The 16,702-nt window shown below is 72.9% G+C and carries 22 protein-coding genes; 11 read left to right on the top strand and 11 right to left on the bottom strand.

Annotation, left to right across the window (positions count from 1 at the left end):
* The 5 genes from QSK22_RS24800 to bsaP all read left to right on the top strand — a co-directional run.
* Nucleotides 1-353 (top strand): HD-GYP domain-containing protein (locus tag QSK22_RS24800; RefSeq protein ID WP_285496765.1); only part of this gene is annotated, 353 nt, incomplete at its 5' end.
* 6 nt (nt 354-359) lie between these two features.
* Nucleotides 360-1,733, top strand: a complete 1,374-nt coding sequence (locus tag QSK22_RS24795) for an HD-GYP domain-containing protein (RefSeq protein WP_285496764.1) — start codon at nt 360-362, stop codon at nt 1,731-1,733.
* Nucleotides 1,734-1,930: 197 nt separating this feature from the next.
* Nucleotides 1,931-3,268 carry an acetyl-CoA carboxylase biotin carboxylase subunit gene (locus tag QSK22_RS24790; RefSeq protein WP_285496763.1) on the top strand — a complete coding sequence of 446 codons (1,338 nt, stop codon included), beginning with the start codon at nt 1,931-1,933 and terminating at the stop codon, nt 3,266-3,268.
* Between the two features lie 126 nt (nt 3,269-3,394).
* A complete protein-coding gene (locus tag QSK22_RS24785; RefSeq protein ID WP_285496762.1) occupies nt 3,395-3,607 on the top strand; it encodes a biotin/lipoyl-binding carrier protein in 213 nt (70 codons plus the stop codon).
* A gap of 12 nt (nt 3,608-3,619) precedes the next feature.
* Nucleotides 3,620-3,805 (top strand): biotin synthase auxiliary protein BsaP, encoded by a 186-nt coding sequence (bsaP, locus tag QSK22_RS24780; protein WP_285496761.1) that lies wholly within the window; start codon nt 3,620-3,622, stop codon nt 3,803-3,805.
* A 97-nt stretch (nt 3,806-3,902) separates the two neighbouring features.
* On the opposite strand, the gene QSK22_RS24775 is transcribed toward bsaP, so the two are convergent.
* Nucleotides 3,903-4,415 carry a GNAT family N-acetyltransferase gene (locus QSK22_RS24775; RefSeq protein ID WP_285496760.1) on the bottom strand — a complete coding sequence of 171 codons (513 nt, stop codon included), beginning with the start codon at nt 4,413-4,415 and terminating at the stop codon, nt 3,903-3,905.
* A gap of 444 nt (nt 4,416-4,859) precedes the next feature.
* Between QSK22_RS24775 and bioD the strand changes: the two genes are divergently transcribed.
* Nucleotides 4,860-5,585, top strand: a complete 726-nt coding sequence (gene bioD, locus QSK22_RS24770; RefSeq protein ID WP_285496759.1) for a dethiobiotin synthase — start codon at nt 4,860-4,862, stop codon at nt 5,583-5,585.
* A 75-nt stretch (nt 5,586-5,660) separates the two neighbouring features.
* On the top strand, nt 5,661-6,656 hold the full coding sequence (bioB, locus tag QSK22_RS24765) for a biotin synthase BioB (protein WP_285496758.1): 996 nt from the start codon (nt 5,661-5,663) through the stop codon (nt 6,654-6,656).
* A gap of 39 nt (nt 6,657-6,695) precedes the next feature.
* Here bioB and QSK22_RS24760 read toward each other — a convergent pair whose 3' ends face one another.
* Nucleotides 6,696-7,496: a GntR family transcriptional regulator gene (locus QSK22_RS24760; RefSeq protein ID WP_285496757.1), complete on the bottom strand. Its 801-nt coding sequence runs from the start codon at nt 7,494-7,496 to the stop codon at nt 6,696-6,698.
* A gap of 36 nt (nt 7,497-7,532) precedes the next feature.
* A complete protein-coding gene (locus QSK22_RS24755) occupies nt 7,533-8,702 on the bottom strand; it encodes an 8-amino-7-oxononanoate synthase (protein WP_285496756.1) in 1,170 nt (389 codons plus the stop codon).
* 95 nt (nt 8,703-8,797) lie between these two features.
* Between QSK22_RS24755 and QSK22_RS24750 the strand changes: the two genes are divergently transcribed.
* A complete protein-coding gene (locus QSK22_RS24750; protein WP_285496755.1) occupies nt 8,798-10,423 on the top strand; it encodes a PAS domain-containing sensor histidine kinase in 1,626 nt (541 codons plus the stop codon).
* Nucleotides 10,424-10,559: 136 nt separating this feature from the next.
* On the opposite strand, the gene QSK22_RS24745 is transcribed toward QSK22_RS24750, so the two are convergent.
* Both QSK22_RS24745 and QSK22_RS24740 read right to left on the bottom strand, forming a co-directional pair.
* Entirely contained in the window at nt 10,560-10,820 is a 261-nt protein-coding gene (locus QSK22_RS24745) for a WhiB family transcriptional regulator (protein ID WP_285496754.1), read from the bottom strand.
* Nucleotides 10,821-11,123: 303 nt separating this feature from the next.
* Nucleotides 11,124-12,056, bottom strand: a complete 933-nt coding sequence (locus QSK22_RS24740) for a diacylglycerol/lipid kinase family protein (RefSeq protein WP_352231478.1) — start codon at nt 12,054-12,056, stop codon at nt 11,124-11,126.
* Nucleotides 12,057-12,128: 72 nt separating this feature from the next.
* Between QSK22_RS24740 and QSK22_RS24735 the strand changes: the two genes are divergently transcribed.
* Entirely contained in the window at nt 12,129-12,641 is a 513-nt protein-coding gene (locus QSK22_RS24735; RefSeq protein ID WP_285496751.1) for a hypothetical protein, read from the top strand.
* Nucleotides 12,642-12,820: 179 nt separating this feature from the next.
* On the opposite strand, the gene QSK22_RS24730 is transcribed toward QSK22_RS24735, so the two are convergent.
* From QSK22_RS24730 to sodN, 4 genes are all read right to left on the bottom strand, one after another.
* Nucleotides 12,821-13,579 carry an RNA polymerase sigma factor SigF gene (locus QSK22_RS24730; RefSeq protein WP_285496769.1) on the bottom strand — a complete coding sequence of 253 codons (759 nt, stop codon included), beginning with the start codon at nt 13,577-13,579 and terminating at the stop codon, nt 12,821-12,823.
* 65 nt (nt 13,580-13,644) lie between these two features.
* Nucleotides 13,645-14,073 (bottom strand): ATP-binding protein, encoded by a 429-nt coding sequence (locus tag QSK22_RS24725; RefSeq protein WP_285496750.1) that lies wholly within the window; start codon nt 14,071-14,073, stop codon nt 13,645-13,647.
* Between the two features lie 105 nt (nt 14,074-14,178).
* The gene (locus QSK22_RS24720) at nt 14,179-14,688 is read right to left on the bottom strand and encodes a GNAT family N-acetyltransferase (RefSeq protein WP_285496749.1); all 510 of its coding nucleotides are present in this window, start codon (nt 14,686-14,688) and stop codon (nt 14,179-14,181) included.
* Between the two features lie 216 nt (nt 14,689-14,904).
* A complete protein-coding gene (sodN, locus tag QSK22_RS24715) occupies nt 14,905-15,306 on the bottom strand; it encodes a superoxide dismutase, Ni (RefSeq protein WP_285496748.1) in 402 nt (133 codons plus the stop codon).
* Nucleotides 15,307-15,475: 169 nt separating this feature from the next.
* Between sodN and sodX the strand changes: the two genes are divergently transcribed.
* Complete coding sequence (gene sodX, locus QSK22_RS24710; RefSeq protein WP_285496747.1) at nt 15,476-15,829, top strand: nickel-type superoxide dismutase maturation protease; 354 nt, start codon at nt 15,476-15,478, stop codon at nt 15,827-15,829.
* Here the strand turns inward: sodX and QSK22_RS33815 are convergent.
* On the bottom strand, nt 15,792-15,998 hold the full coding sequence (locus tag QSK22_RS33815) for a DUF2399 domain-containing protein (RefSeq protein WP_352231476.1): 207 nt from the start codon (nt 15,996-15,998) through the stop codon (nt 15,792-15,794). The genes sodX and QSK22_RS33815 overlap by 38 nt on opposite strands.
* 135 nt (nt 15,999-16,133) lie before the next feature.
* Complete coding sequence (locus QSK22_RS24705; RefSeq protein WP_285496746.1) at nt 16,134-16,412, bottom strand: hypothetical protein; 279 nt, start codon at nt 16,410-16,412, stop codon at nt 16,134-16,136.
* Here QSK22_RS24705 and QSK22_RS24700 point away from each other — a divergent pair.
* Nucleotides 16,398-16,610: a DUF397 domain-containing protein gene (locus tag QSK22_RS24700; RefSeq protein ID WP_285496745.1), complete on the top strand. Its 213-nt coding sequence runs from the start codon at nt 16,398-16,400 to the stop codon at nt 16,608-16,610. The genes QSK22_RS24705 and QSK22_RS24700 overlap by 15 nt on opposite strands.
* The last annotated feature ends 92 nt before the right edge of the window (nt 16,611-16,702 follow it).

The following is a 16,702-nucleotide window of genomic DNA, read 5'->3' as shown; positions in this document are numbered from 1 at the left end:
ACCACCACGAGAAGATGAACGGCACCGGCTACCCCATGGGCCTGGCCGGTGACGAGATCCCCGAGTTCGCCCGCGTGATCTCGGTGGCCGACGCGTTCGACTCGATGACCTCCACCCGCTCCTACCGCTCGGCGCTCAGCATCGAAAAAGCGGTGAGCGAGCTGCGCAAGTGCGCGGGCGAGCATTTCGACCCGGTGATGGTCGAGGCGTTCCTGCGCGCGCTCGAGCGCGAGGGGTGGGACCCGCCCAAGCCCGTCGTGCTGCCCGACGACGACGTGGTGGAGACCACCCAGCAGGACCACGACGACCCCAGCGCCCCGATCCGGGTCGCCGGGGACGGCGCGCGGCGGTAGGGCGCCGTGAGCGCGCACCACACCCGGACCGCCTGGCAGCGCGTCGACGCCGGGAAGCTGCTGGTCATCGCCATCGTCGGGCTGCTGGTGGCGGTCGCCGTCACCCGGGTCGCCGCGGTCGGCCTGCAGCAGCCCGACGTCGCGGTGCTGTTCGGCGTGCTGATCGCGCTGGGCGAGCTGTTCCGCATGGTCATGCCCGGCAACCGCGAGGTCGCCCCGGTCGCCACCGCGGGCGCCGTCGGATACGCCCTGCTGGTGGGCGTCGGCCCCGAGAACGCCCCGCCCGGGGCGCTGCTCGGCGTGCATCCGGCGGTGCACTCGCCGCTGCAGGTGGTGGCGGTGACCGCGGTCGGCATGCTGGTCGGCTCGCTCCCGCACGCCGCGGTCGGCCGGATGCCGCGGCTCGACGCCATGGCGCGGCGGCTGCTCATCGCGGCGGTGGTGGCGCTGTGCTTCCGCCCCCTGCTGGCGCTGGACCTGAACTGGCAGTTCCTGCTGGCGGCGATGTGCCTGACCGTGGTGATCTCCTGCTTCACCGATGTGGTGGTCGCGGCGTGGATCCGCGCCGAGACGGTGCGGGCCCGGTTCGGCATCGCGGTGCGCGACGAGATCCGCGCCAAGATGGCGCTGTGCGCGGCCACCAACGCCACCGCCATGCTCATCGCGGTCGCCACCACCGTGCTCGGTCCGGTGGCGCTGGCGGTGTTCACCGCGCCGATCCTGGTCACCCAGTTCGCCTTCCGCCGCTACTCGGGGGTGCGGGCCACCTACCTGCAGACGGTGCGGGCGCTGTCGCGGGTCACCGAGGTCGGCGGCTACGTCGAGACCGGGCACTCGCGGCGGGTGTCGCGGCTGGCCGTGGGGATGGGCCGCGAGCTGGGCATGTGCGAGGAGGAGCTGCTGGAGCTGGAGTACGCGGCCCTCATGCACGACATCGGCCAGCTGTCGCTCGGCGACCCCATCCCCGGCGGCGCCACCGTGCTGGCCTCGCCCGCCGAGCAGCGCCGCATCGCCGAGCTCGGCGCCGAAGTGATCAAACAGACCGGGGTGCTGGACCGGGTGGCGCACATCGTCAAGCTGTCCTCGCACCCCTACCGCACCGCCGCGACTTCCGGGGAGGGGGCGGCCTCCCCCACCTCCCGGCGGGGCAAGGGCGAGCCGGCGGGCGCCGACGACGGCGTGGAGCGGCCGGCGCCGCCGCCGCTGGCCAGCCGCATCATCAAGGTCGCCAACGCCTACGACGACCTGGTCGGCGACTCCTCCGACCGCGACCGGGGCGCCGCGGTGCTGGAACGGCTGCGGCTGGACTCGGCGTCGGAGTACGACCCCGCCGTGGTGGAGGCGCTCAGCCGCGTCGTCGAACGCCGTACCCGCACCTAGCCCGGCCCACGCCCGGCGCCGCACGTGTCGCGGCCGGCCGCCGGACACGGCGGGCATAGGGGCGGCGGACAAAACTACCGGCCGGTATTTGTCGCTCGCGCACCCGGACGAGCATTGGCGCGCGCAATAGGGTCGGCCACGTCCGTTCCGGCGCGCCGTCGCGTGCACACACGTGCACGTGGAAGGAGAATCCCCTGGTGTTCGAGTCCGTGCTCGTGGCGAACCGCGGTGAGATCGCCAGCCGGATCATCCGCACCGTGCGCGCGATGGGCCTGAAGGCCATCGCGGTGTACTCCGAGGCCGACGCCGACCTGCCGTTCGTCGCCGAGGCCGACGAGGCCATCTTGATCGGGCCGCCGCCGCCCGCGCGCAGCTACCTGGACGCCCCGCGCATCCTGGAGGCCGCGCGCCGCACCAACGCGCAGGCCGTCCACCCCGGGTACGGATTCCTGGCGGAGAACGCCGACTTCGCCCGGCAGGTGATCGACGCGGGTCTGGTGTGGATCGGCCCGCCGCCGCTGGCGATCGCCCGCATGGGCGACAAGATCAACGCGCGGAACCTGATGAAGGACGCGGGCGTCCCGGTGGCGCCCGGCGTGTGGGAGCCGGTGCCGGACGCCGGCACCGCCGCCGAGGAGGCCGAGCGCATCGGCTACCCGGTGATGGTCAAGGCCGCTGCGGGCGGGGGCGGCATCGGCATGGCCGCCGTCCGCGACGAGGCGGCCCTGCGCGCGGCGTTCGAGACCGCCCGCACCCGCGCCGAACGGTTCTTCGGCAGCGCCGACATCCTGCTGGAACGGTACGTGGAGCGGGCTCGGCACGTGGAGGTGCAGATCCTCGGGCTGGCCGACGGCACCGTGCTGGCGCTGGGCGAGCGGGACTGCTCGGTGCAGCGCCGGCACCAGAAGGTCGCCGAGGAGGCCCCGTCGCCGGGCGTCGCCGGCGAGCTGCGCGAGCGGATGCTCGCCGCGGCGGTGCGGGCGGGCGAGGCGATCGGGTACCGCGGGGCGGGCACCGTGGAGTTCCTGGTCGACCCGGCCACCAAGGACTTGTTCTTCCTGGAGATGAACACCCGGCTGCAGGTCGAGCATCCGGTCACCGAGCTGGTCACCGGCATCGACCTGGTCGAGCAGCAGCTGCTGGTCGCGGCGGGGGAGCCGGTGTCGTTCACCACGGCCGAGCCGCGCGGCCACGCGATCGAGCTGCGCGTGTACGCCGAGGACCCGGTGCGGTTCCTGCCCGGCCCCGGCCGGATCGGCGTATGGGAGGAGCCGGTCGGCGACGGCATCCGCATCGACGCCGGATACGCCGAGGGCAACACCGTCACCCCGCACTACGACCCGCTGCTGGCCAAGCTGTGCGTGCACGCCGACACGCGCGACGACGCGCTGCGCCGGGCGCGGGCGGCGGTCGGGGCGTTCCGCATCGAAGGTCCCAAGACCAACCTGCCGTTCCTGGCCGAGCTGCTCGACCATCCGGAGTTCGCCGACGGGTCCTACGACACCGGGCTCGTCGGCCGGATGCGGGAGCGCTAGCCGCCCCGCCGCACCCCCATCCCGCGCGCCGCGTCCCGCGGCGAGCGACCCGCCGACCCGCGGCGGCGCCCGGCCCCGGGCGCGTCCGCCGACATCGTCCCTGGCACATCGAAGGAAGGAACCGCCGTGGCCGACGTGTACGCCGAGATGGTGGCGAACGTGTGGAAGGTGACCGCCGCCGAGGGCGACCAGGTGAACGAGGGCGACACCCTGGTGATCCTGGAGTCGATGAAGATGGAGATCCCGGTGCTGGCCGAGGAGCCGGGCACGGTCGCCAAGCTGGCCGTCACCGAGGGCCAGGTCGTCCAGGAGGGCGACCTGATCGCCGTCATCGAGTAATACGCTCGCACCGTGGAGAGGTACTGCGACCGCTGCGGCGCGCCGGAGGCGGAGGGCGACCACCGCGACTGCCGGGCCGCCCGGCTGATGGAGCCGCCGCGCTACTGCACCCGGTGCCGCCGCCGCCTGGTGGTCCAGGTGACGCCGATGGGCTGGACGGCCCGCTGCGCCGAGCACGGCACGCTCACCTCGGCCTGACCCCGCCGCGACCTGCCCCGCCGCGACCTGAGCCGCCCTGACGTGACCTGACGCGACCGGGTCCGCCGCGGCGCCCGCGGCCGCGGCGGCATGCCCGTCACAGCGGCATGTGGTAGGCGAGCAGCTCTTTCCCGGACTCCAGGGTCCAGTCGCGCTCGGGCGTCCGGCGAAAGCCCATCCGCTCGTACAGGCGGTGGGCCGCCGGCATGTTGTGCTGCGTGACCAGCCGCAGCCCGGACAGCCCCGCCGCGCGGGCGCGGTCCAGGCACGCCTCGACCAGGGCGCGGCCCACACCCCGGCCGCGCGCCCGCTCCACGACGGCCAGCATGCGGAACTCGGCCTCGTCCACGCCGGCGAGCGCCGCGTACCGGCTGCCGGGCGGGCAGTACGCAACCGAGCCCACCACCTCGCCGGCGAGCTCGGCCACGAGCAGCTCGGTGTCCTCGGCGCGGGCGCGGGCGTCGCGCAGTTCGGGCACGTACCCGGAGTCGGGCGCGACCAGCCCGCCGCCGACGTAGACCTCGACGGTCAGCTCGCCCACGAGATCGTGCTCGTCCGGGCGGGCGGGCCGCACCGTCACCGGGCCGCGCACAACCGACGTCTCTGCCACCTGTGGTGCTCCCTGGGGGTCGATCGGATCCGCGCCACAGGGTATGCCCGGAGTCAGAGGCGGGCGATGTCCGCGCAGGCCGTCTCGTCGGGCGGCAGCGGCCGGAAGCGGACGGAGAACAGGTGTGCGCCGCTGCGCCAGACGGTGCCGGACGAATCGGATCCATACGAAATCGGACGCGGCGAACCGCGTCACCGGGCCGTCGTGCTCCTCGGGCAGAACCACCCGGGTGCGCGCGGTCCTCATGGTGATCTCCAGGGCCATGGCGTCCATGACCTGCCGGCCCCGGGGCGATCGTGCTCGGACGCGGCACCATCGCCGGGTTCCGGGGGATTCCGGGGCATTCCGGAGGTATGCGCGCGAACCCGCGTACAAATTCCCCTGGCCAAGACTGTGGAATTCGGCGAGGGCGCCGCCGGAGCGGCCCGCGCTAGGGTGCCGGTCGTGAGTGTGCTCGTGGTGACCGGAACCGGTACGGGCGTCGGCAAGACGATCGTGACCGCGGCGCTGGCCGCGCTGGCCGCCGCCCGCGGGTCGTCGGTCGCCGTGGTCAAGCCCGCGCAGACCGGCGTGCGGCTCGGCGAACCCGGCGACCTGGACGTCGTGCGGCGTCTGGCGGGCGTGGACGACCTGCACGAGTTCGCCCGTTTCCCGGACGCGCTGTCCCCGGCCGCGGCCGCCCGCCGCTCCGGGCTGCCGCCGGTGGCGCTGTCGGAGGTGGCGGGCCGTATCCGCGAGCTGGCCGAGACCCGCCGCCTGGTGCTGGTGGAGGGCGCGGGCGGGCTGCTGGTCCGCTACGACGAGGAGGGCACCACCGTCGCCGACCTGGCCCGCTGGCTGGGTGCCCCCGCCGTCGTGGTGACCCGGCCCGACCTCGGCACCCTCAACCACACCGCGCTGACCCTGGAGGCGATGGCGCACCGCGGCGTGCAGCCCGCCGGCGTGGTGATCGGGGAGTGGCCCGACAAGCCGGACCTGGCGATGCGCAGCAACGTGCCGGACCTGGAGACCATCTCGGCCCGGCCGCTGGCCGGGGCGGTGCCCGCGGGCGCGGGCGCCCTCGACCCGGCCGAGTTCCTGGTGGCCGCGCACCGCGCGCTGGCCCCGGTGTTCGGCGGCTCCTTCGACCCGGCCGCGTTCCGCGGCGCCCAGGGCACCGCCGTCCCCTGACCGCCCGGCTTCTGCGAGCCGATGTCCTCCCCGAGCACGAACACCGCGTCAACCCAGGAAGGAAGGTAGGGGTCCGTGACCGACATCCTTGAGGTCGCCCGCCGCCAGGTGCTGGAGGAGGGCCGGGGGCTGTCCGCCGAGCAGGCCCTGGAGTGCCTGACGCTGCCCGACGAGCGGATCTCCGACCTGCTGGCGCTGGCGCACGAGGTCCGGATGCGCTGGTGCGGGCCGGAGGTCGAGGTCGAGGGGATCGTCTCGCTGAAGACCGGCGGCTGCCCCGAGGACTGCCACTTCTGCTCGCAGTCGGGCCGGTTCGAGTCCCCGGTGCGGTCGGTGTGGCTGAACATCCCCGAGCTGGTGGAGGCGGCCAAGGACACCGCCCGCACCGGCGCCACCGAGTTCTGCATCGTCGCGGCCGTGCGCGGCCCGGACGAGCGGCTGATGGCGCAGGTCCGCGAGGGGATCAAGGCCATCAACGACGCCGTCGACATCAACATCGCCTGCTCGCTGGGCATGCTCACCCGGGCCCAGGTGGACGAGCTGGTCGAGATGGGCGTGCACCGCTACAACCACAACCTGGAGACCGCCCGCTCCCACTTCCCCAACGTGGTCACCACGCACTCGTGGGAGGAGCGCTGGGAGACCTGCCTCATGGTCAAGGAGGCGGGCATGGAGCTGTGCTGCGGCGGCATCATCGGCATGGGCGAGACCGTCGAGCAGCGTGCCGAGTTCGCCGGGCAGCTGGCCGAGCTGGAGCCGGACGAGGTGCCGCTGAACTTCCTGGCGCCGCGTCCGGGCACCCCGTTCGCCGACCGTCCGCTGGTGGAGGGCACCGAGGCGCTCAAGACGATCGGCGCGTTCCGGCTGGCGCTGCCGCGCACGATCCTGCGCTACGCGGGCGGCCGCGAGCTGACCCTGGGCGACCTGGGCACCCGCGACGGCATGCTGGGCGGCATCAACGCCATCATCGTCGGCAACTACCTGACCACTCTGGGCCGCCCCGCCGCCCAGGACCTGGCCCTGCTCGACGAGCTGCAGATGCCCATCAAGGCCCTCTCCCAGACCCTCTGACCTGCGCGGGCCGACCCGCACGCGTACGGGGCGACCGCTTCAGTTCCGTTTGAGGCGGGTGATGAACTTGTAGCGGTCGCCCCGGTAGAGGCTCTGGGCGAACTCGACCGGCTGGCCGGTGTCGTCCAGAGCGTGCCGGGACAGCAGCAGCATCGGCAGGCCCACGTCCACGCCCAGCAGCTGGGCGTCGTGCGGGGTCGCCAGCACCGTCTCGATGGTCTCCTCGGCCTCGGCGAGGTGGACGTCGTAGGCGGTGGCCAGCGTCTCGTACAGCGAACGGTGCCGCGGCAGCTCGCGGCGCAGGCCCGGAAAGCGGCGGGCCGGCAGGTGCGAGGTGTCGATCGACATGGCCTCCCCGTCGGCCAGCCGGAGCCGGTGGATGCGCAGCACCCGGCCCCCCGTCCGGATGCCGAGCAGGCCGGCCAGGCGCTCGTCGGCGCTGACATAGCCGATCTCCAGGATGCGGGTCTCGGGCCGCAGGCCCTTGTGCCGCATGTCCTCGGTGTAGCTGACCAGCTGCAGCTCCTGGGCGACCTTCGGCTTGGCGACGAAGGTGCCCTTCCCCTGGATGCGCTGCAGCCGCCCCTCGACGACCAGTTCGGCCAGCGCCTGGCGGACCGTGGTGCGGGAGGTCTCGTACTTCTCGGCGAGGGTCCGCTCCGGCGGGAGCGGGCTACCGGGAGGCAGGGACTGGATCAGCTCGACGAGCAGTTCCTTGAGCTTGTAGTACTTCGGAATGCGCGGTGCGTTGGCCGAGTGGTGCCGGCCGATGTCGCTGAGTGGTGCCCGATCGGCTCTGTAGCCGCCCCCGTGCCGGGGCCCGCCCCTGACCTCCGTCACGGTCTCTCCTCACGTTCATCATGGGTTTCCCCGATGTTATGTGTGAAGGGTACGGGTGGCCGACGCGGCGACATCTTTCAGGGCCCGTTCTAGCGTTGTGAGGTCGGACTCGTCGAGGGTGGCTCGGGCGGTGACGCGCAGGCACGCCTGCCCCTTCGGCACCGACGGGGGCCTAAAGCAGCCGACGCGGGCGCCGTGCCGCGCGCAGATCTCCTGGCCGCGCACCGCCGTCAGCGGCTCGCCCAGCACCACCGGCACCACGGCGGCGGCGGGCTCGGCGGTGGTCTCCAGCCCCAGCTCGGCGGCCGTCGCGGCGATCCGGCGGGCCATGCCGCGGGCGCGGGCGGGCAGGTCCGGTTCGGCGGCCAGCACGTCCAGGGCGGCCAGCGCGGCCCCCACCGCGGGCGGCGCCAGCCCCGTATCGAAGATCATGGAACGTCCGGTGTCGACGAGCGTCTGGACGACCTCGGGGGCGCCGAGCACCGCGCCGCCCTGCGCGCCCAGCGACTTGGACAGGGTGACGGTGAGCACCACGTCCGGCTCCCCGGCCAGGCCCGCGGCGTGCACGGCGCCGCGTCCCCCGTCGCCGACCACGCCCAGGGAGTGCGCCTCGTCCACCACCAGCAGCGCCCCGTGCGCGTGGGCCGCCCGGTGCAGCTCGCGCAGCGGCGCCAGGTCGCCGGCCACGGAGAAGACCGCGTCGGTGACGACCAGGGCGTGCTCCTCCTCCCGGTCGGCGAGCACCGCCTCCACGGCGCCGACGTCGCGGTGCGGGACGACCGCCACCCGGGACCGCGACAGCCGGCAGGCGTCGATGATCGAGGCGTGGTTGACCTGGTCGGACACCACCAGCACCCCGGGGCCGCCCAGCCCCGCCACCGCGCCGAGGTTGGCCATGAAGCCGGAGGAGAACACCAGCCCGGCGGCGCTTGCGGTGAACGCGGCCAGCCGCTCGTCCAGCTCGGCGTGCAGCCGCGTCGTGCCGGTCACCAGCCGGGACCCGGTGGCCCCGGTGCCCCAGGCGCGCGCCGCCGCGACCGCGCCCTCGATCAGGCGCGGGTCGCGCGACAGCCCCAGATAGTCGTTGGACGCCAGGTCGATGAGGCCGTCGTGGTCGGCGGTCCGGGGCCGCAGGCTCCGCCGCAGCCCCGCCCGCTCGCGGCGGGCGGCGGCGGCGCGCAGCCGCTCCAGGGGATCAGGTGCCATGACCAGATCTTGCCAGGTCCTGTGCCCGGCCCCCGTCGGCGGGGGACGTGCCGGGGGTGGACGGGGCGGTCCCCGGCATCGGCGATGATGGAGCCGTGCCCACCTTGACCGACCTGGTACGCGACCACACCGACCTCACCGACACCGACCTGGAGTGGCTGCACGCCCTGGTGTCGGACTGGCAGCTGCTGGCGGACCTGTCGTTCGCCGACCTGCTGCTGTGGGTGCCGCTGCGGTCGGCGGAGGAGGGCCCGGTGCCGTCGTCGTGGGTGGCGATCGCGCAGATGCGCCCCACCACCGGCCCCACCGCCTACCCCGAGGACCTGGTCGGCCGGATCGTGCGCAGCGGACGCCGCGGCCTGATCGACGTGGCCTGGCGCGAGCGGCGCATCGTCCGCGAGGGCGACCCGGAGTGGGGCAGCGGCATCCCCGTCCGGGAGGAGTCGATCCCGGTGCGGCGCGGGGCGAAGATGCTCGGCGTCATCCAGCGCAGCACCAACCTCAGCTCGGCCCGCACCCCGAGCCGCCTGGAGCTGACCTACCTGCAGAGCGCCAGCGACCTGGCCCAGATGATCTCCGAGGGCCGGTTCCCGGTGCCGGGGGAGGAGCCCAACCTGGTGCGCGCGCCGCGCGTCGGCGACGGGCTGATCCGGCTGGACCGGGCCGGGCGGGTCACCTACGCCAGCCCGAACGCGCAGTCGGCCTACCGGCGGCTCGGCTTCCCCACCGACCTGGTCGGCGAGGTGCTCGGCGAGATCACCACCCAGCTGTGCGACACCGGCGAGCCGCTGGAGGAGGCGCTGAGCGTGCTGCTCAGCGGCCGCGCCCCGCGCGAGGTGGAGGTGGAGGCGCACGGGTCGGTGCTGCAGCTGCGCACCATCCCGCTGGTGGTGGGCGGCACCCGGATCGGCGCGATCGTGCTGTGCCGCGACGTCACCGAGCTGCGCTGGCGCGACCGCGAGCTGATGACCAAGGACGCCACCATCCGGGAGATCCACCACCGGGTGAAGAACAACCTGCAGACGGTCGCGGCGCTGCTGCGGCTGCAGGCCCGGCGGCTGCGCATCCCCGAGGGGCGGGCCGCGCTGGACGAGGCGGTGCGCCGGGTCGGGTCCATCGCGATCGTCCACGAGACCCTGTCGCTCACCCCCGACGAGCTGATCGACTTCGACGACATCGCCGACCGCGTGATCACCATGGCGGGGGAGGTGTCCACGCCGGAGGCGCGGGTGACGCCCAAGCGCACCGGCAGCTTCGGGGTGCTGCCCGCCGAGGTCGCCACCCCGCTGGCGATGGCGCTCACCGAGCTGCTGCAGAACGCCCTGGAGCACGGCCTGTCCAACCGGTTCGGGACGCTGGAGGTCAGCGCGCGGCGGCAGGAGGCGGCGGGCGAGACCGGGCCGCGGCTGGCGGTCACGGTCGCCGACGACGGGGTGGGCCTGCCCGCCGACTTCGACGTGGAGAGCAGCAACAGCCTGGGGCTGCAGATCGTCCGCACGCTGATCGTGGGCGAGCTGGGCGGACGGCTGGAGTTCGGGCGGCGCGAGGGCGGCGGCACCGAGGTGCTGGTGGACATCCCGCTCGACCAGACCGGGGCGCGCGGCCCGGCGGCGCGGGACCGGGGTGCGGCGGCGCGTCCCGCCTTGAAGGACCTCGGCCTCGGCCGGGGACGCGACGGCGGGAGGTCGTCGCTGCGGGGACGGCCCGACCAGGGGGTCTAGGCGGTCTTCCGGGGAAATGACCGGCGCCCGCGGCGATGCCGCGGGCGCCGGGAGTCTGCGGACGCGCGGTGCTCTCCGACCGGGAGGTTCAAAGGCGGCGCGTCGGCGGGGGAGACGGAGGTGATTTCGCGGCGGCTCAGACGCGGGCGTTGGCGCGGGCCCGCGCGCGGGCGGTGCGCCGCTTGAGGATGCGCCGCTCGTCCTCGCTCATGCCGCCCCACACGCCGGCGTCCTGGCCGGACTCCAGCGCCCAGCGCAGGCAGGCGTCGGTGACGTCGCAGCGGCGGCATACCTGCTTGGCCTCTTCGATCTGCAGAAGCGCGGGCCCGGTGTTGCCGATCGGGAAGAACAGCTCGGGGTCCACGTCACGGCAGGCTGCGCGGTGGCGCCAGTCCATGCGGTCCACTCCTTCGTCAGCGTGGAGGAATCGCCCCCACATTCTTGTGAACTGATTCACATGTCTCGCGAAGCACCCCGAGCCGCAGAAGGGGGGATGGGTTCAGGGGTGGTCGTTTGCGTGGCGCTCCTCGAACACGAGGCTGACGACGCTGGGCCTCTGTCGCGGCGCACTTTGAGCGTGTCAGGGCAGCGTAGGGGGACGCAAGACCTTTGAGAAACGTTTCTCAAAGTATGAGTGTCGTATGTGTCACATCCATGGTTCGGCGGTGTTGCTTTGCCGTTAACTCGGACGTGACCGGCGTCATATGACCACGCGTATCGCCTTCGGGACGGCGCGGAAGGTGATGGCCGGCGTCTCGCCGAGGTAGTCGCCGTCGAGCTGGTAGGCCACCGGCCGCGGCGCCCGCAGCGTGACCTCGGCCGCATCGTGCACGTTCACCACGTGGCGGCCCTGCACGGGACGGGTCCGGGCCACCAGCATCTGCGCCACCGTCGCCAGCGCCGGGCCCGCCTCCAGCGACCGCATCGCGAACACGTCCAGGCCCTTGTTGAAGTTGGCGCGCGGACTCGGATTCACCGGAAGCGGTCCAAGGAAAGTCCACGGCGAGGTGTTGGAGACAAAGGCCAGAAACAGCCCGGCTTTCGCCGGGCGGCCCGCCTGCTCCAGGGTCAGCGCCGGACGCCTCCGGTCCGTCCCGGTGAAGAAATGCCGTATCGCCGTCCGCACGTACAGGGACGCGGGCGCCCGGCCGCCCTTGCGGCGCTGCCGCTCGACCTCGCGGACGACCTCCGCGTCCAGCCCCACCCCGGCGTTGAAGGTGAAATACCGTTCCGGGCCGCCGGGCAGGCTCGCCGTGCCGAGGCCCACCGTGCGGTGCCGCCCGGCCCGCAGCCCCTGCAGCACCTGGCGGGTCGCCCCGATCGGGTCGCCCGGCAGGCCCAGCGCCCGGGCGAACACGTTCGCGCTGCCGCACGGCACCACGGCCAGCACCGGCAGGTCCGGGGACGGCCCGTCGGCCAGCAGCCCGTTGACGGCCTCGTTGACCGTGCCGTCGCCGCCGAGCACCACGACCCGGGCGTACCCCTCGTGCGCGGCCTTGCGGGCCAGCTCCATGGCGTGCCCGCGGTGCGCCGTCTCGGCGAGGTCGACGGTCAGATCGCCGGTGAAGGCCCGCAGCAGGATGTCGCGGGCCCGCCGGGTGGTCGAGGTCGCCTTGGGGTTGGCGATGAGCATGGCGCGCACGGCGTTCAGCGTATCCGTGCTCGGGGACGGGGGCGCCGGCGCCCGGGGATAGGCTTGCTGGTTGTGTCGAAGCGTCTGAACACCGTGCACGGCGCCGCCGCCCTCGTCGCCGCCGAGGGCCTCACCGCGATCGGGTTCGGCCTGTTCACCGGCTACGAGACGGTGATCGGCGCGGCGGTGGACCCGGCGACCGCGATCGCCGTGACCGTCATCGCGCTCGGCGCCGGCGCGGGCATGCTGGGCTGCGCCCGCGGCCTGCTGCGCGGCGACGGCTGGAGCCGCTCGCCCGGCGTCCTGGTGCAGCTGTTCGCCCTGCCGGTCGCCTGGTCGCTGTGGCAGAGCGGGCAGTACTGGCTGGCCGTCCCGCTGGGCCTGGTGGCCGTGGCCGCGCTGGTGCTCCTGCTCAGCCCGCCCACCACGGCCTGGCTCGTCCACGACCACCAGCCCTCCGGCGATTCCGGTGAACGGGGCGCGGCGGACGAGAGCGCCGGCAGGCCGCGGGAGAAGGCCGCGGCGGCGCCCCGCGGACGCGCCCCGAGCGGCAAGAAGAAGCCGCAGGGCGGTAAAAAGCTCTGAAAATACGCGTAGGGGCGGCGGCCGGTGCATCCGGCTCCGCCCCCCACACGCGTGTGTACGCACCGTGACGCTCGCCGTGCGCGTCTCTCCCCGCGCCGCGCCGACGGCGGCACGCATCTTGCCTACAGGGAACGCCGTGCGAGCGGGACCCGCCTGCGGACTCCGCGGCGGCCTTGCGGTCACTCGTCGGCGGTGAGGCCCTCCCGGAGCTGGGCGAGGGTGCGGGCGAGCAGACGGGAGACGTGCATCTGGGAGATGCCCAGTTCGGCGGCGATCTGCGACTGGGTCATATTGCCGAAGAACCGCAGCAGGAGGATCTTCTTCTCGCGGGCGGGCAGCTTCTCCAGCAGCGGCTTGAGGGACTCGCGGTACTCCACGCCCTCCAGCGACTCGTCCACCATGCCGAGCGAGTCGGCCACCGCGGGCGCGTCCTCGTCGCCGGAGTCGGGGGCGTCCAGCGAGACCGTGGAGTAGGCGTTGGCCGACTCCAGGCCCTCCAGCACCTCTTCCTCGGTCATCCCCAGGTGCGCCGCCAGCTCGCTGACGGTCGGGGCGCGCCCCTCGCGCTGGGCCAGATCGCTGATCGCCTTGGTCAGCGACAGCTTCAGCTCCTGCAGCCGGCGCGGGACCCGCACCGCCCAGCCCTTGTCGCGGAAGTGCCGCTTGATCTCGCCGACGATGGTGGGCGTGGCGTAGGTGGAGAACTCCACGCCGCGGTCCAGGTCGAACCGGTCGATCGACTTGATCAGCCCGATCGTGGCGACCTGGATCAGGTCGTCCAGCCACTCGCCGCGGTTGCGGAACCGGCGGGCCAGGTACTCCACCAGCGGCAGGTGCAGCTCCACCAGCTGGTCGCGGATGCGCTGGCGCTCCGGGTCGCCCTCGGGCAGCTCGGCCAGCCGCTCGAACAGCGCCCGGGCCCGGGCGCGGTCGGGCACCGCGGTGTCGGGACGCTCGCTCGCGCCCGCCGCGCCGCCGCCCTCCGGAAGGGTCGTCTTCTCCGTCACGGGGCCCCCGTCGCGCCGCGACGCTTCTGCAGCATCACCGTGACCCGGTCGTCGGCGCCCGCCTCGGAGTCGACCTCTCCGGCCAGCGACGACAGCACCGTCCAGGCGAAGGTGTCGCGGCTCGGCTCGCGGCCGTCCACGGTCAGCACCGACACGTTGATGCGCATCGCGTCACCGGTCAGTTCGAACTCGCAGGTCAGGTCGGTTCCGGGCACCGCCTGTGCGAGCAGCATCGCGCACGCCTCGTCGACGGCGATGCGAAGGTCCTCGATCTCGTCCAGCGTGAAGTCGAGCCGGGCCGCAAGACCCGCCGTGGCGGTCCGCAGGACCGACAGGTAGGCGCTCGCGGCAGGCAGCTTCACGGTCACCGCGTCGCGCGGCGACACCTTCGTACTGGCCGGCATCGCAGCGGTTTCCTCAGTCACGTCACTCCCTTGCGCGGTAGGTCCCGCTGCCTTCGAAACTACCGCCTAACCGGCCTGCTTCGAGACTCCGGCGCGCGTGGCTTTGCCGCATCCGGTAGAAATGGATCACCTGTCCGGGTGTCCGGGCCCCGGTCCCCCTTCGCTCCGGCCGCCGCCGAGCTCCTCCAGCGCCCTGCCGGTGAGCCGGAACACCGTCCACTCGTCCTGCGGCTGGGCGCCCAGCGCCTCGTAGAAACCGATCGCCGGGGTGTTCCAGTTCAGCACCGACCACTCGACCCGGCCGTACCCGCGTTCCACGGCGATCCGCGCCAGCTCCGCCAGCAGCGCCCTGCCGTAGCCCCTGCCGCGCGCGGACGGGCAGACGTACAGGTCCTCCAGGTAGATGCCGTGGCGGCCGAGCCAGGTGGAGAACGACAGGAACCACAGCGCGAACCCGACGACCTCGCCCTCGTGCTCGGCCACATGCGCGAACACCCGCGGCTCCGGCCCGAACAGATGCTCGCGCAGATCGTCTTCGGTCGCCTTGACCTCGTGCAGCGCGTGCTCGTAGTCGGCCAGCCCGCGCACCAGGGTCAGGATCGCGGGAACATCCTCGGGAGCAGCGGGGCGGATCACATGGGAGAGGTTACAAGGCTCTGACCACTACAGAACCCACGTCACAGGAACGGCCGACCACCGAGAGTGATGAAAGTTTCACGTTCGGCCCCGCATGCCGCGGGGATGTTCCGAGATCGACGACATCTTCTGTGATGCGTGCTCCCCGCGCCTGCGGGAATGGACGAGGCCCCGCCCGGGGTGGGCGGGGCCTCGTGACGTGCTGCGCCGGCGTGCTCAGCCCTGCTTGGTCTCCCAGAAGATCTTGTCGATCTCCGCGATGCGGGCGAGCAGGTCCTCGGCGGCCTTGACGTCCATGCTGCCCTTGGTGCCGCCGGCCCCGGCGAGCTTGGTCGCCTCGTTGAACAGCTGGTGGAGCTGCGGGTACTTCTCGAAGTGCGGCGGCTTGAAGTAGTCGGTCCACAGCACCCACAGGTGCTCCTTGACCAGCTGCGAGCGCTGCTCCTTGATGAGGATGGCGCGGGCCCGGAAGACCGGGTCCTCGTTGGCCGCGTACTTCTCGCAGATCGCCTTGACGGACTCGGCCTCGATGCGCGCCTGCGCCGGGTCGTAGACGCCGCACGGCAGGTCGCAGTGCGCGGAGACCGTGGTCTTGGGGCGCAGAAGTTTAGCGAGCACCTGCGTTTCCCTTCCCTCGTATCGGATCATGCTCAGGTCACCGACATTACTCTTGTGGCGGCGCCGCCGTCGGGGCGGGGCGCTCGGTATTTGGGCCTAGGACCCCTCGGGGGAGTGCCCGGAGAGACGTTGTCTCCACACAACGGTGACCTATGCGGAGGACTCGGGAATGGCCGGCCGGTTGTTGGCCGTCGCGGTGACGGGGGAGTCGATGACGCCTGCGCTGCGTCCCGGTGACTGGCTGCTGGTACGCCGGGGGACGCGGGTCGCCGAGGGGGACGTCGTGGTGGCGTGCCATCCGGGACGTGCCGAGCAGCTGATCGTCAAACGGGCGACGCGGCGCACCGACGGCGGCTGGTGGCTGGAGAGCGACAACCAGGGCGCCCCGGGCCGCCAGGACAGCTGGGACTTCGACGCCGTCCCCGACGCCCTGCTCGTCGGCCGCGTCGTCGCCCGCTACTGGCCGTTGTCCCGCCTCGCGGTCTTCACCCCCGGCCGCGCAGGTCGTCGAGCAGATCGCTGAGAACGAGCTCCTCCTCGACCCGCACCCCGAGTTCGGCCATCGCCGCCCCCAAACCAGGATCCCAAGGCGTGGCAACAGCCCGCCCGCTCAATGACCCTCCGGAAGCCGCCGCCAGATAAGCACCCCTGTCATAACGCCACGCCCGCCACCCGCCGACCCGCTCGCGCACAGCCGCAGCGATAGCGACACCGCCCTAGTCGGAGCCGAGTGGGGGCGGACGTTCGCAAGTGGCGCGGCCGCTCCAGTGATCCGCCGCCCACGGCCATGCCACCGGGGCTGCTCGGCGTCCGCTGGGGGTGCTCGGTCAGCGCGCGTTCAGATCTTCGTTGCACTGGCCGATAGGTTCGGCCAGTTCGGTGACGTCGGTGAGCGCGAACCGCGCCGTCCCGGTGAGCGGCATCGTGACCGTGATGACCTGTGGCCTGGCCCATACGGTGATCTCGGCCCGCACGGACAGCACGGCCATGTTCCAGCCCTCGCACCGGTGAAGCCGTTCCAGCCCTCGCGCGGCCAGCTCGGCCTCCCTGCACGAATCGCGGCTCGGCAACTCGGTAACAGAACTGTAGAAATGGGCGAAGTTCATCGTGTGGGACTGAAGTGGCGCAAGAGTTCCCGTTCGGCACAGGCTGCGACCTGCGTTGAGCTGGCTCGGGTCGCTGACGGGGTCGTGGTGCGGGACTCCAAGCGGCCCACTGGGCAAGTGCTTGCGTTCGGATTGGGGGAGTGGCGGGCCTTCCTCGTGCGGGTGAAGGCGGGTGCGCATGATCTCGCTCGCGTTTGATGCCAGCGAGGGGGCGGTTAGAGGGGAGGGGCTGGGACGGGAGTGGTGTTTGGTGGTGGTGTGGTGGGGCAGTGGCGGCGGGAGGGGCGCCT

The organism is Actinomadura sp. NBRC 104425 (assembly GCF_030269545.1).
Taxonomy (GTDB): domain Bacteria; phylum Actinomycetota; class Actinomycetes; order Streptosporangiales; family Streptosporangiaceae; genus Spirillospora; species Spirillospora keratinilytica.
This window is presented reverse-complemented; position numbering and strand designations above follow the sequence as displayed.